General features: G+C 35.4%; 13 protein-coding genes and 1 tRNA gene. 10 read left to right on the top strand and 4 right to left on the bottom strand.

Going from position 1 to position 14519, the window contains the following annotated elements; translation table 11 throughout:
- The 6 genes from rnr to B5V81_RS05850 all read left to right on the top strand — a co-directional run bounded on the left by rnr (position 1) and on the right by B5V81_RS05850 (position 6051).
- Positions 1 to 2268, top strand: coding sequence for a ribonuclease R (gene rnr, locus B5V81_RS05875; RefSeq protein WP_212112631.1), 2268 nt, complete (start codon positions 1 to 3; stop codon positions 2266 to 2268).
- A gap of 270 nt (positions 2269 to 2538) precedes the next feature.
- Complete coding sequence (locus tag B5V81_RS05870; protein WP_212112629.1) at positions 2539 to 3708, top strand: MFS transporter; 1170 nt, start codon at positions 2539 to 2541, stop codon at positions 3706 to 3708.
- 103 nt (positions 3709 to 3811) lie between these two features.
- Positions 3812 to 3979: a 50S ribosomal protein L33 gene (rpmG, locus tag B5V81_RS05865; RefSeq protein WP_212112626.1), complete on the top strand. Its 168-nt coding sequence runs from the start codon at positions 3812 to 3814 to the stop codon at positions 3977 to 3979.
- A gap of 340 nt (positions 3980 to 4319) precedes the next feature.
- Positions 4320 to 4880 (top strand): thermonuclease family protein, encoded by a 561-nt coding sequence (locus B5V81_RS05860; protein ID WP_212112624.1) that lies wholly within the window; start codon positions 4320 to 4322, stop codon positions 4878 to 4880.
- A gap of 28 nt (positions 4881 to 4908) precedes the next feature.
- Complete coding sequence (locus B5V81_RS05855) at positions 4909 to 5538, top strand: uracil-DNA glycosylase family protein (protein WP_212112621.1); 630 nt, start codon at positions 4909 to 4911, stop codon at positions 5536 to 5538.
- A 21-nt stretch (positions 5539 to 5559) separates the two neighbouring features.
- Complete coding sequence (locus tag B5V81_RS05850) at positions 5560 to 6051, top strand: Lrp/AsnC family transcriptional regulator (protein WP_039759218.1); 492 nt, start codon at positions 5560 to 5562, stop codon at positions 6049 to 6051.
- A 29-nt stretch (positions 6052 to 6080) separates the two neighbouring features.
- Here the strand turns inward: B5V81_RS05850 and cobT are convergent, their stop codons facing one another.
- The 3 genes from cobT to glpD all read right to left on the bottom strand — a co-directional run bounded on the left by cobT (position 6081) and on the right by glpD (position 10675).
- Complete coding sequence (gene cobT / locus B5V81_RS05845; RefSeq protein ID WP_212112618.1) at positions 6081 to 7088, bottom strand: nicotinate-nucleotide--dimethylbenzimidazole phosphoribosyltransferase; 1008 nt, start codon at positions 7086 to 7088, stop codon at positions 6081 to 6083.
- A gap of 359 nt (positions 7089 to 7447) precedes the next feature.
- Positions 7448 to 8431, bottom strand: a complete 984-nt coding sequence (gene dusA / locus B5V81_RS05840) for a tRNA dihydrouridine(20/20a) synthase DusA (RefSeq protein WP_212112616.1) — start codon at positions 8429 to 8431, stop codon at positions 7448 to 7450.
- 714 nt (positions 8432 to 9145) lie between these two features.
- Positions 9146 to 10675, bottom strand: coding sequence for a glycerol-3-phosphate dehydrogenase (gene glpD / locus B5V81_RS05835; RefSeq protein ID WP_212112614.1), 1530 nt, complete (start codon positions 10673 to 10675; stop codon positions 9146 to 9148).
- Between the two features lie 339 nt (positions 10676 to 11014).
- On the opposite strand from glpD, the gene B5V81_RS05830 reads away from it, so the two are divergent.
- From B5V81_RS05830 to B5V81_RS05815, 4 genes are all read left to right on the top strand, one after another.
- Positions 11015 to 11887, top strand: coding sequence for a DsbA family protein (locus tag B5V81_RS05830; RefSeq protein ID WP_212112611.1), 873 nt, complete (start codon positions 11015 to 11017; stop codon positions 11885 to 11887).
- A 254-nt stretch (positions 11888 to 12141) separates the two neighbouring features.
- The gene (gene accB, locus B5V81_RS05825) at positions 12142 to 12642 is read left to right on the top strand and encodes an acetyl-CoA carboxylase biotin carboxyl carrier protein (protein ID WP_212112609.1); all 501 of its coding nucleotides are present in this window, start codon (positions 12142 to 12144) and stop codon (positions 12640 to 12642) included.
- Between the two features lie 14 nt (positions 12643 to 12656).
- A complete protein-coding gene (gene accC / locus B5V81_RS05820) occupies positions 12657 to 14015 on the top strand; it encodes an acetyl-CoA carboxylase biotin carboxylase subunit (RefSeq protein ID WP_212112607.1) in 1359 nt (452 codons plus the stop codon).
- Positions 14016 to 14210: 195 nt separating this feature from the next.
- A tRNA-Thr gene (locus tag B5V81_RS05815) sits at positions 14211 to 14286 on the top strand.
- Between the two features lie 99 nt (positions 14287 to 14385).
- On the opposite strand, the gene B5V81_RS05810 is transcribed toward B5V81_RS05815, so the two are convergent.
- Positions 14386 to 14519, bottom strand: a 134-nt coding sequence (locus B5V81_RS05810) for a helix-turn-helix transcriptional regulator (protein ID WP_244979421.1), incomplete at its 5' end; no start/stop codon positions are given.

Below are 14519 nucleotides of genomic sequence, written 5' to 3'. Positions count from 1 at the left end.
TTGGCTAAAGGTGAAAAAAACGTAGAATATCTCTCCTCATTCAAGGAAGGAAAATTGCCTAATAGGGAAGAAATTCTTTCCTTTATCAACGAGAACCCTGATCGATCAAGTAAACGAGAAATCGCCAAAGTTTTTAACTTAAAAGGCGATTCTCGTATCTGGCTTAGAGAGATATTACGTGCATTAAAGGATCAAAATCTTATATCTAAAAAGCGCAAAAGGGCAATAAACAAAAGAAAATTACCTCCTGTTGCTTTAGTGAAAATTAGTGATCGTGATAAAGATGGCAGTTTTATTGCACAACCTCTTGAATGGGAAGAAACGCCAAAACCCAATATTGAAATATACTCTTTTCGTCACATAAAAGGAGAAAGCATTGGTGTTGGAGATCATGTTCTTGTAAAAGTTTTTCGAAATAAAAATTCTCAAAATCCCCCTTATACGGGGCGAATTATTCGTAAAATTGAACTATCCCCAAAGAGCACATTTGGTGTTGTACGAAAGTTGGAAAATAATCAATGGCGCCTTGATCCTATAGATCGTAAAACCAATGAGCTCGTGGTTGAAATATCTCCAGAAATAAAGATTGAAACGGGTGATCTTGTTGAAGTTGAAATAAAAAAAAATATTGGTTATGGACTGAAAAGTGCACGAATAAAAAATGTTTTAGGGCATATTAAGAGTGAAAAAACACTCTCAATGATTGCCATTCTCTCAAAAGGAATTCCTTATATTTTTCCTGAAAGCGTTCTTGAGCAAGTTAAACATATCAAAGCTGCCAATATGGATAATCGTGAAGATTGGCGACAATTACCATTTATTACGATTGATCCACCAGATGCCAAAGATCATGATGATGCAGTTTATGTAAGCAAGGATAAGGACCCTACAAATAATGGTGGTTGGATTATTATTGTGGCCATTGCAGATGTCTCTTACTATATTAAAACAGGAAGTGCTTTAGATAAAGAAGCATTGAAACGCGGAAATTCTGTTTATTTTCCTGATACTGTTGTACCAATGCTGCCTGAACGTCTTTCGCATGATTTATGCTCTCTACGTGAAGGAAAAGAAAGGCCAGCTTTAGCCGTTCGTATGATTTTTGATGCAAACGGTAATAAACTAAAACATAGTTTTCATCGTATTATGATGCGTGTAAGAGCTAAGCTCTCCTATCAAGAAGTGCAATTGGCAAGAAAAGGGCATATCCATAAAAAAAGCGCGCCCCTGCTTGAAATTTTGCACCCCTTATGGGAAGCCTATGCATGCCTTGAAGCAGCGCGGGATCGTCGACAGCCACTAGAATTAGAAATAGCAGAAAAAAAGATTATTCTTGATCAAAATGGATGCATCCAAGATGTTGTGAGTGAAGAACATTTAGAAGCCCATCGTTTGATTGAAGAATTTATGATACAAGCCAATATTGCAGCCTCTGAAACATTAAAAAAACATCATCAGCCCTTTATCTATCGTGTTCATGACAAACCCTCTCTTGCCAAACAAGAAGTATTGAAGAATTTCCTTCAAAGTTTAGGGATATCGCTCTCAAAAAGTGCAGAATTAACATCAGCGCGTCTTAATAGAATTTTAGAAAAGGTCGCTCATACCGAACAACAAGAACTGGTCAATCAAGTTATTTTGCGTTCACAATCACAAGCAGAATACAGCCCTAAAAATAGTGGCCATTTTGGTTTGAATTTACAGAACTATACGCATTTTACATCACCAATTCGCCGTTATGCTGATCTCATTATTCATCGAGCCCTCATTAAAGCTCTTAAACTGGGAAATGATCAATTAACGGACACACAAGAACAAAACCTTACAGAAATTGCTACGCAAATTTCTTTATACGAGCGTCGTGCAATGCTGGCTGAAAGAGAAACGGTTGACCGACTTGTTGCTCACTATTTAACAAATAAAATAGGCCGTATTTTTACAGGTCGCATCTCCGGAGTTACAAAAGCTGGTCTTTTTATCTCACTTGATAAACTCAATACAGATGGTTTTGTTCATATTTCTACACTTAAAAATGATTATTATCATTTTGATGAAGCACAACATATTCTTGTAGGACAGCGTAGCCATAAAGGCTATCAGCTCAGTGATGTTGTAGAAGTAAAACTTATAACGGTACAACCTTTTGCTGGTGCTTTAAGCCTTGAGCTCTTGACAGAGCCTCGTTCAATCAAATTTTCATCAATATCCTACCATAAAAACAAATTAAAAAAACAAAAGCGTAGTTCTTATGGAAGAAGAAAATATTAAACTTTTTATTCCCTCTTTAGTACTTAATAATAAATAAGATAATAACGATTTAAACTAAGAAATTGTCTATAATATTGAGACTCTATATTATTTTATGTATACAATATGCTTTCTTATATCATATAATAAACATGTATTTTATATTAAAAATCTTGCAGAGTTTTTTTATACTCACTGAAATGAAAAAAATCAAAAGTTGGTTTGATCTTTCTTTCATTTCAGCTCACCTTTTCGTTATTTGAATAAATAAAATTACCTTATACCATTCTCATGAAAAAAAAATTTGACTCTCAAAATAATTCTTTGCGTGCACTTATTGCCGCTATTGCAACCATTGGCACTGTTGGAACAGCATTAGCAATGGGAACACAACTTGTCACTCTTCTTATGGCAGAGAAAGGACTTTCCAACAGTACGATTGGCTATAGTGGAACAGTTGGTGGAATCGCCACAATTATTGCTGCTATTTTTACGTCTCGAATTGCCTTATGCTTAGGCATTACTCAAACAATATTACTCATGATGGCGATAGGATCTTTAAGTTTTTTAGGATTCTATTTTTTTGATCCCATATGGATTTTATTCATTTTAAAGTTTATATTACATTTTGCCGTGACAGTTATGTTTATCCTGTCAGAGTTTTGGATCAACAGTTATGCTCCCCCCAAAAAACGTGGTTTAGTTCTTTCTATTTATGCCATTGTCTTAGGATTAGGGTTTGTGATAGGTCTAGCGCTGCTAGCAAAAGTTGGAACACAAGGATTTATTCCTTTTGGCGTTGGCTATAGCCTTATTATACTTGCTGCTATACCAATTCTTTCTGCTTGGAAATTAAGTCCAGAATTTCAAAAAAATCAATATACACCATTTTTTCGTTATCTTTTTCGCGTTCCAAGTGCAATGATGGCGGTTCTTGTTTACGGAGCCATTCAAATGGGCGTATTAACTCTTATGATACCTTTTAGTTTATCCATTGGTTATAATGAGAATGAAGCAGCACACTTTATGGCAATCCTTGCACTTGGAAATATTTTCCTTTTAATTCCTATCAGCATGATAAGCGACTACGCCAAAGATCGGCGCTATCCACTGATAGGTTGCGCTATCTTAGGTTTTGTGGGAACTTTTATAGTACCATGGATTATTCAATATCCATGGATTTTGATGGTTGATCTGTTTCTTCTAGGGGGTGTATCAGCGAGCCTTTATACAATTAGTCTTGCACATCTAGGAGCCCGTCTTAAAGGCCAAGAACTTGCTGCTGCTAATTCTGCATTTATTTTTTGCTATGGAATTGGTATGCTCATCGGACCAACCTTTATCGGAAAATTCATGGATATTTTTAATCCCTTTGGTTTTTCAATCGCCATGGCTGTTTTTTTTGGTTTATATGTCATTTTAGTGTTTGTCCAACTTATGAGAAAATTAATCAGCTCTTGACTTTTTTGAGAACATCCGTACTGTTGCCGGAAAATTTGATGATGTCGGAAATAAGTTTTGACAGCGATAATATTTTTTTCAGTATAAATAAGGTTTTTACATTATGGCTAAAGCAGCAACCATTAAGATCAAGCTTTTATCAACTGCAGATACTGGTTTTTTCTATGTCACAAAGAAAAACAGCCGTACAATGACAGATAAAATGACCAAACGTAAATATGATCCAGTTGTAAAAAAGCACGTCGAATTTAAAGAAACAAAAATTAAATAAATGGACCAGTCATTCTTGATAGGTTTTATACTCTAAAAGATAATGTGGCGTTATTACTCTTCGAAGTTATTTTCTGGAGAGTGTTTTTTGGTATGTTAAAAAATTTACTTTGCAATCTGTACAACTTTAAATTTGGATGTTTTATACAAATTTAGCTGAGTTGATTTATTTTTTAAGTTGCTTACATATTATACTGCATGGGTATTTGATTGTTGTGATACTGATAAAAATTTTATCATTAAACGGGGTGTTATTTCATCGTGTGAATGAAATTTTTGAAAGAATTATAAGCGATACTCAATAGAATGCGTTATAATGATAGTAGCAGTTTCTTTGTTTCATGAAAAAATCTCTTTCTCATTTTAATCTGAGAAGCTTAAAAAAAAATATCGGTTTTAGTATTTTTATCGCTGCTAGCATTCTTATCATTGTGGCAACTTATTTTAAGCAGACTCAACCGTTGCCTCAAAAAGAAGAAATTTCTTCTCGAAATTCTGTTGAAGGAAAGGCATCAATTATTGATGGCGATTCCATCACGATTTCCTCCATTAAGATTCGACTGTTTGGAATTGATGCCCCTGAACTCCATCAATTTTGTGGAAAAAAAGATGCACGATACCCTTGTGGACTTGAGGCAAAAAAATATTTAGAACAACTACTCAAAAATCAAACTGTCACATGTCACTGGCATAAAACGGATAAATATCGCCGTATTCTTGCAACATGTCAAACAAAACAAGTTAGCAATATCAATGCAACACTTGTACAAAATGGTTGGGCTGTAAGCTATTATGAATACCCCAAAGAAGAGAAAGAAGCCAGAAGGAAAAAAAAGGGAATATGGTCATCAAGTTTTCAACGACCAAAAGAATGGCGCAAGGCAAATCCTCGTATAGAATAAGAAAAATATTTTTAAATTTTATTGATCAATGAAACAATGTAATCATATTATTAAACTTGAAAAAAAAATCTATTCCTGTCGGGTTTGTATCCAACAACCACATTATTTTCCTCCTCTTCCTCATGAACCAAATCCCGTTGTTTATTTATCTGATACGGCTTCGATTGCGATTGCAGGACAAGCACCAGGATTGCGTGTCCATGAAACATCCATTCCTTTTAATGATCGTTCAGGCGAAAGACTACGTGATTGGCTTAATGTCACGAAAGAAGAATTTTATAATAGATCTCTTTTTGCACTTGTTCCTATGGGATTTTGTTTTCCAGGATATGACAAAAATAAAGCTGATTTGCCACCAAGACGTGAATGTCGAGAAATCTGGCATGAAAAGGTATTTCAAGCGATGCCTCAAATAAAACTTGTTCTTGCTATTGGAAGTTATGCGCAAAAGTGGCATATTACAGAATTAAAACATAAAACTGTTTCAGCAACCGTTCGTGATTGGAGAAATATCCTTTCCATCCCCCAGCCTCGCGGCTATAATGTTATGCCTTTGCCTCATCCATCATGGCGAAATACTTCTTGGTTACAGAAAAATTCATGGTTTAGCGATGAGCTTATTGTATATCTGCGTTGTTTAGTACGTAAATTTTTATAAATTAAAATATTGAGAAAAAATATGGATCGTCTTGACCGAAAAATTTTACATCTTTTACAAGAAAATGCGACACTTTCTGTCGCTGATATTGCTAAAAAAGTTGGGCTTTCGACTACTCCTTGCTGGCGTAGAATTCAAAAACTTGAAGAAGATGGTGTTATTCAGCGTCGCGTTGCTGTTCTTTCTCCAGAAAAAGTAAATGCACGTGTCACAGTTTTTGTTTCTATTCGCACAAATACACATAGTCATGAATGGTTTAAGCGTTTTTCAAAAATTGTGCAAGAATTCCGTGAAGTCATTGAATTTTATCGAATGAGTGGAGATATTGACTATTTATTGCGTGTTGTTGTTCCCAATATTGAGGCTTATGATCTTTTTTATAAAAAATTAATTTCTAAAATTGACATCCGTGATGTCTCATCTTCTTTTGCAATGGAACAGATTAAATATACAACGGAACTTCCCCTTAATTATATTAAATTACATGAAAAGGTAAATGAGCAAAATTCTTAAGAGTTTTTTTATAGCTATCTCATTATCTTTTATGCATTCAAACTTTCTTGCTTCAAAACCGCCATTTGCGCATGTGTTAAAACAGCAGCTTTGACAATACCAGCAGCCATAGCGGCTCCGGCTCCTTCACCAAGGCACATTTCCAAATCTAGAAGTGGTTCTTTGCCAATTTTTTTTAAAAGTTTACGATGCGCTTTCTCAGAAGAAACATGTCCAACGATAACATGTTCAAGAGCTCTTGGATGCATTTTATAAAGGACCGCTGCAGCTGCTGTTGCCACAAAACCATCTAAAATAACGGGTATTTTTTCCATTCTTGCAGCTAAAATAGCCCCTATCATAGCAGCAATTTCACGTCCTCCTAAGCGACGCATTATCTCAAAAGGATCATTAAAATGCTCCTTATGCAAAGAAATTGCTGTCTTAACCGCTGCTATTTTACGCTGATAAAAATCATCTCCTTCCCCCATACCATTTTCTGTCCACTCTTCAACTTCTCCACCAAATAATGCTACACATAAAGCTGAAGCTATTGTTGTGTTCCCAATCCCCATTTCACCAATACATAAAAGGTCTGTTCCACCAGCAATAGATTCCATTCCAAATGCCATTGTAGCAGCGGCACTCCGCTCATCCATTGCGGCATCCTTTGTAATATTCATTGTTGGATATTCCAATGCTAAATCAAAAATTTTTAATCCAAGATCATAAGCTATACAAATTTGGTTGATAGCAGCACCACCAGATGCAAAATTTTCTACTATTTTTTGTGTCATAGATTGTGGAAATGATGTAACACTCTCCTCTACAATACCATGGTTTCCAGAAAAGATAGCAACCAAAGGTCGCGTTACAATAGGTTTTTCTGTACCCCTCCACCCCGCATACCAAACAGCAATATCTCCCAATTTTCCTAATGCTCCTCGCGCTTTTGTTAAATTTTCTTGCCGTTTTTTTGCCAAAATTATAGAAAATTCATCAGCAACAGGTAAATTTGTAAGCAAAGCACGAAAATCATCAAATGGACTAACGGTCATGAGGATACCTTTCAAAATCTACAATGTTTAATGAAAATAACGTCATATATATAGGGTATGAATAATTTATTGCTTTTTTAAACAGTGTTTTAAAAACGTTAAATATTATAAAAGTGATGATTTTGATATTCTATTTTCTACCCCAATAACAAACATGAAAAATTCAAAATGTTATTAATATCTTATGATTACTTTTACAGTGATACCCTTAACCTATTTTTATTTAATAGGCATAATCAGCATGCCGTTTAATATATAAACTCCAACATTCTTATTCATAATAAAAGCTATAAACGTCCAAAAACTATAAAATTGATAAATGCATCTAACTTTTAATATAATATTAAGTTGTCTCGTTGTTATTCAATGAGAGCGGAAAAAGCTTCTTTCAAAATATATATATCTGCGTTTGGTTTTGTCGCATCATTTGATAGTATTTGCCGCCATCGACGTGCCCCATCTCGCCCGTGAAATAAGCCAATCATGTGACGCGTCACATGAGAAAGCCGTCCTCCCGAAGCAATATGTTGAGCCGCATAATCACACATAACCTCAATAAGATCACTCTCATTCAAATGATTCTGCAACTCACCATAGAGTTCAAAATCAATATGCTTTAACAAAGTTGGATCATGATAAACTTGTCGACCAACCATAACAGCATCACAGAAAGCCAAATGCTCTTTGATTTCATCAATAGATTTAATTCCACCATTTATCCCAATGAATTTATGAGGATATTGACGTTTTAATTTATAAACTCTTTCATAATTAAGAGGTGGAATATTGCGATTTTCTTTTGGACTTAATCCTTGTAGCCAAGCCTTGCGGGCATGTATCCAGAGAGCATCGCAACCAGCATTCCAAACCTGATTAGCCAAAAGATCTAAGGCTAATTCTTCATCTTGTTCGTCCACTCCAATCCGACATTTGACAGTTACAGGTATAGTAACCACTTGTTTCATTGCCTCTACAGCATTTGCTACAATGTCTGGATGTAACATCAAACAAGCCCCAAATGCTCCTGCTTGAACACGATTTGACGGGCAACCGACATTGAGATTTATCTCGTTATAGCCAAAATCTTCAGCAATGCGTGCAGCTTCTGCCAGCTTGTTGGGATTTGTCCCTCCTAGTTGTAATGCAACTGGACATTCTTCACGGCTAAAAGCCAATAATTTTTCGCGGATACCGTTAATGACAGCATCTGCTACCATCATTTCCGTATAAAGAAGTGTTTTTTTCGTTAAAAGACGATAAAAAAACCTGCAATGTCGGTCTGTCCAGTCCAACATTGGTGCTACTGCAAATTTTACAGACGATGGAAGATTGTAAAATATCACGAGGGTACTACTCTCATATCCCCATAACTTTCCCTTATATACATAAAAAAATACTTACTTTTAGTTTTTAGAAAGCTTTTTATTCTTATACGGCCATAAATATAATAACAGCCCCATTATTCAATTGATATAAAAACCTACTACAATCAATCATGCTAAAATCCAATATCGCACTTCTCATAGAGAAAAACAACGCTCAGATATATGAATATGAAAAAAAGAAAATTTCTCATTGTAATAAAAAACTCATTTTAAAGTCCTTCTGACGCCCATTACACCTCTATCCATACATGATATAACCCTGTTTTTAAGAAAATAAATAATAAACTAAAACATTATACAATTTCTCGTAATAGGCTTAATTTTCTTTAGCTTTTTTCGATTTATTGTAAAACAAACGCGACAGAAAAAGCGCTTTTATTTCTTCTCGAATAAAAGACAAAGATTTTTTTGTTTCATACGAATCCAATTATAAATTATTTTCTCTCAATGAGTTTTTTCGCTGATATTTATTAGATTTTCCTTCATGGGATAGACAAGTTTTATTCTAAATATTCCATACAATTTTGCCATTTCTATTTTATGATTGTTACAGAGAAACTAAATGAGGGATATGGACAATTATTGTCTTTTCAACGTGGATGGCTTGTAGCAATATGTTTTCTGAAAAAAGCATTTTACAACATTGCTGATAAAATCTGTAGAGCTAAATGACTATAAATGTTTTTTAATTTCTTTTTGGCTTTGCATATAGGAAGAAAGAGTATCAACCTCTTGTTCATTAAAGAAAAGGCCAAGTTTTGAACGACGCCATAACACATCTTCACATGTTTTGGCCCACTCCTTTTCCATCAACCATTTTACTTCTACTTCATAAAGCCCATGCCCAAAATCTTTTCCTCTATCCGCCTTACCATCTGCAAATATCACCACTGCTTCCGTACCATAAGAGCGTGCAAGTCTGCGATGTGTAAAAGCATCTAAATCTGGCGTTAAAAGAGCAATCCTCTTTTCAATTGTATCTAATTGGTTATAAAGAAAATCCCCTCCTGGAAGTACTGCATTAGTCGTCCATGACGCTCCCTTTTGACCAAGCGCTTTTTCAACGAATTTCATCGCTTCTTCAGCCAATTTACGATAAGTTGTAATCTTTCCACCATAAAGATTAAGAATCTTTGGTGTACTCCCTTTTCCTATTTCTTTTAAAACATAATCCCGCGTAATTTCTTGAGCTTTCGAAGAACCATCATCATAGAGTGGACGAACTCCAGAATAAGACCAAACAATAGTTTTAGGCGACACTGGCTGTATGAAATATTCACTAGCCGCTGCGCAAATATAATTAATCTCTGTGTCAGTAATATGAACGTTGGCTGGATCTCCCTGATAGTCACAATCTGTCGTTCCAAGCAAAGTAAAATCTTCTTGATATGGAATTGCAAATATAATACGCCCGTCACCATTTTGAAAAATATAAGCACGATCATGCGTATAAAGTTTAGGAACCAAAATATGAGAACCTCTAACAAGTCGTACTGGTGGATGTTCTTTAGAATCTAATACGCTTGCCAAAACATGATCAATCCATGGCCCTGTCATATTCGCAACATAAGAGGCTGTAACACTATATTCTGTACCACTTAACTTGTTTTTTAGAGCAATACGCCATTTTTTGTCATCTTTTTTTAAAGAGAGAACTTCTGTCCGTACTTTTATATCAGCTCCCCACTTTTCTGCATCACGCGCATTAGCAATGACTAAACGGGCATCATCTACTCTTGCATCAGAATATTCAAAACCTCTCTGATATTCTTTCTTCAATGTAGAGCAAAACTCGTTTGAAAAATTAATCGTTTTACTGCGCCATAATTTTTGATTCCATTTCCCTAAATAATCATAAATAAAAAGTCCAAAACGTAACATCCAAGCAGGACGCAATCCTTTATGATAGGGAAGAAGAAAACGCAAAGGGCGTACAATATGCGGAGCCATACGTAAAATGATCTCACGTTCCTTCAGTGCTTCACGAACAAGTTTGAACTCATAGTGTTCAAGATAACGCAGACCACCATGAATAAGCTTTGTTGATGCACTTGATGTCCCCGATGCAAGATCATTCATTTCAGCTAATCCTACTTTAAAACCGCGCCCAGCTGCATCTCTTGCCAATCCACATCCGTTTATTCCTCCCCCAATAATAAACAGCTCATAATGTGTTGTGGTTTTCATAATTTCATTTTTCATTCATTTAATTTTGTTTCACAACACTCAATAAAGCAACAGTAAAAACATGATATCAAGTGCTCTTCATTGTATTATTATCAACGTGCTTTTTTCCAAAATAAATACGCGTAAAAAGTTTTTTGATCCCTTTATACATTAAAACAACATTTTACCAATAATTAGAGAGAATTTTTTTATCCTTTAGAAATTCAAATGTGCATCATATGAAATTCTTTTAGAGAAAAATTGATGTTTTTTTCATTCTTGAATACATGCTATAGTTAAACGCTTTATTGCACAGAGATAACGTTTTTCATATAGTTCACTCAATGACATAATAGAAAGCGTGAAGGTATACAGATGACTCATCAACCTCAGAACTCGAAAACAACACTTATTTCAAAAATTTTAATCCCAGTTATGTTGAGTATTTTAATCTTTTCACCTTCTTTATCAAAAGCAACATCACAGCAAAAAAATGCAAATCATTTAAACTTAGAAAAATTTAAAACACAACTTTTGGAAGATTCGAACTTTTTATCTAAGCTTAAAGAAAAAATGCCCCCCCATACTGATTCTCATCATATTCAACAAATTGTCAGAGAATATCTTCTTACTCACCCAGAAATTATGATTGAAATGCAGCTTATTCTTCAAGATAAGCTGCAAAAACAGAATGAATACGAAAGCCAAAGACAAACCTCAGTCATTCATTTATTAGAAAAGGAAATTTTTCACTCTCCTCATGACGCTGTTTTGGGAAATCCAAATGGCAAAAAAGTACTTGTTGATTTTTTTGATTACAATTGTCAACATTGTAAAAGTTCCTATTCAGATATAGAAAACCTGATAAAAGAATACCCAGATCTACAGGTTATTATCAAGGACTTGCCAATTTTAGGACCTGATTCTATGGCAGTTCATACCGTTGCGTACGCATTTCGAAAACAATTTCCAGAAAAATATCCTCAGTTTCATAAAACGCTTTTAATGTATCAAGGACGCGTAAATGAAGCTAAAGCTATAAAAATAGCTGTCGCATTAGGAGTAGATGAAAAAAAACTACGTAATGCGATAAAAGATCCTAATCTGAAAAATGCTTTTAAAGAAAACATTCAAATTGCTTCTAAACTCCGTATTACGGGAACACCTTCTTACATCATTGGTAATAAAGTATTTGTCGGTGCAGCCGGACAAGATATTCTAAAACAAGCGATAGATGATACACAGTGAATAGCTGTTCTATATCTGCTCCGTTTTAGGGAAGAATACTGTAAACGAAGTGATTTTATACTTTCTCTTTTTTGACAACAGGCTTATAAGTGCAATTTTGCGTAAAGCAGATACGAGTTTAAAATTGCAAAGTGTAATGACTTAAAGGAAATAAATATCTTCAAAGCCTCAAAAGATATCATCCCTAATCTGAGAGATGCTCAGTCATAAATGAGATAGTGACGATCTTCATTGATCAAGGAGTTAGAAATAAAATGGCAACAAAAAAAATAGATTCGGAAAAATATACCGCAATTGATACAAAAATTGTTCGCGATCTTGCTGAAATTTTGAATGATACAAATTTAACGAATATTGAAGTTGAACAAGGAGAACTTCGTATTTGTGTTTCACGCCAAAATATCTCAACTTCTTCCGCACAAACAATTTATTCACCTGTTGCTACTCCTAACTTTTCTGTAACATCTTCTTCAGTCCCAACACCCGAATCTCTCGTACAACCTTCCCAAGAAGATAAATCAAAAAATGCAATAACCTCTCCAATGGTTGGTACAGCTTATCTTGCCCCTTCACCAGGTGCTCAGCCATTTGTAGAAGTAGGGCAAAATGTTTCTGAAGGAGAGACATTACTGATCATTGAAGCCATGAAAACGATGAATCAAATTTCATCACCACGTTCCGGCAAAGTAACCACTGTTCTTGTCAAGGATGGCCAACCTGTTGAGTTTGGTGAACCACTTATTATTGTTGAATAAAGCGAGGGCCAACCATGATTCGAAAAATCCTCATTGCTAATCGGGGAGAAATTGCTCTTCGCGTTTTACGTGCATGTAAAGAACTTGGCATAAAAACTGTAGCTGTTCACTCTACTGCTGACGCAGATGCAATGCATGTTCGTCTTGCTGACGAAAGTGTCTGTATTGGCCCTCCTTCCGCTCGCGATTCCTATTTGAGTATTCAGCAAATTATTGCTGCTTGTGAAATTACAGGAGCTGATGCAGTTCATCCAGGTTATGGTTTTCTTTCTGAAAATGCAAAGTTTGCAGATGTTTTAGAAGCCCATGATATTACATTCATCGGTCCAACGGCTGCACATATTCGCATCATGGGCGATAAAATTGAGGCCAAAAAGACTGCCCAAAAACTGGGTATTCCTGTCGTTCCTGGTTCAGATGGAGCTGTCACAGAAGAATCAGATGCTTTACGCACTGCTTGTGAAATTGGCTATCCCGTTATTATCAAAGCTTCTGCTGGTGGTGGTGGGCGTGGTATGAAAGTCGTTCATTCTGAACAAGAGTTTTCTATAGCTCTTAAAACGACACGTTCAGAAGCAAAAGCTGCTTTCGGTGATGATGCTGTTTATATAGAAAAATATTTAGAAAGACCCCGTCATATTGAAATTCAAATCATAGGTGATGGTGCAGGAAATGCTATTCATTTAGGAGAGCGCGATTGTTCTCTTCAACGACGGCATCAAAAAGTATGGGAAGAAGCTACATCACCTGCACTTAATGAAAATGAACGAAAAAAAATTGGCAGTATTGTTGCAAATGCTTGTGCTCAACTCGGATACCGTGGAGCTGGTACTATTGAATTTCTTTATGAAAATGGTGAATTTTATTTCATTGAAATGAATACGCGTTTACAAGTCGAACATCCCGTAACTGAAGCCATTACAGGGATAGATTTAGTCCATGAACAAATTCATATTGCATCAGGCTGCAAGCTTTCAGTGACACAAGATGATGTTTGTTTCTCCGGTCATGCTATTGAGTGTCGTATTAATGCCGAGGATCCTGTTACCTTTACACCGTCACCGGGAACTATTACACATTTTCATACACCTGGAGGTCTAGGAATTCGTGTTGATTCAGGTGCTTATTCCGGTTATCGGATTCCTCCTTATTATGATAGCATGATTGGAAAACTGATTGTTCATGGGCGTACCCGTTTGGAGTGCATGATGCGTTTACGGCGCGCTTTAGATGAATTTGTCGTTGACGGGATCAAAACTACATTGCCTCTTTTTCGTGATCTTATTAATAATCAAGATGTTGCTGACGGTAACTATAATATTCACTGGCTAGAGAAGTATCTTTCTCAGCAGCAAGATTCTTCGGATTTTTAATTCAAAAACGAAAGTATCAGATTATCATCAGCTTTCATAAAATATCAACATAAGGACAGTTTCAACGTTTCTGTAAACGTTGTTAAAAAAGAGATGGGTTGAATATTATTTATATAATTTTCTTTTAATATGTACAAAAATTGATAATTTTCTGTTTTCCTTTTTGTGAGTTTGTGCTAATTCCTAAATTGTTATGCCCTTATAGCTCAGTTGGTAGAGCACCTGATTTGTAATCAGGGGGTCGGGAGTTCGAGTCTCTCTGGGGGCACCACTTTTTCTCTTTAACATATTGAAATATATAATTTTTTATTTGATTCGCTGTTTTTCAGACCACCTTTTAGACCACCTCTTGTGGTTTGTACAACTTTACTTAATTTGTTGTTATTTGCTCCGTATTTTTCTTTGGAGTAAAGGCTAAAATCTCTTTTTTTCTCCATCTTACTGCTCTACCTAGCTTATATGGCTCTGGAAATACACCTTGAAGCACCCAATTGCGAATCGTTG

It is taken from the genome of Bartonella queenslandensis (assembly GCF_018155095.1).
In the GTDB taxonomy this organism is placed as follows: Bacteria; Pseudomonadota; Alphaproteobacteria; order Rhizobiales; family Rhizobiaceae; genus Bartonella; species Bartonella queenslandensis_B.
This window is presented reverse-complemented; position numbering and strand designations above follow the sequence as displayed.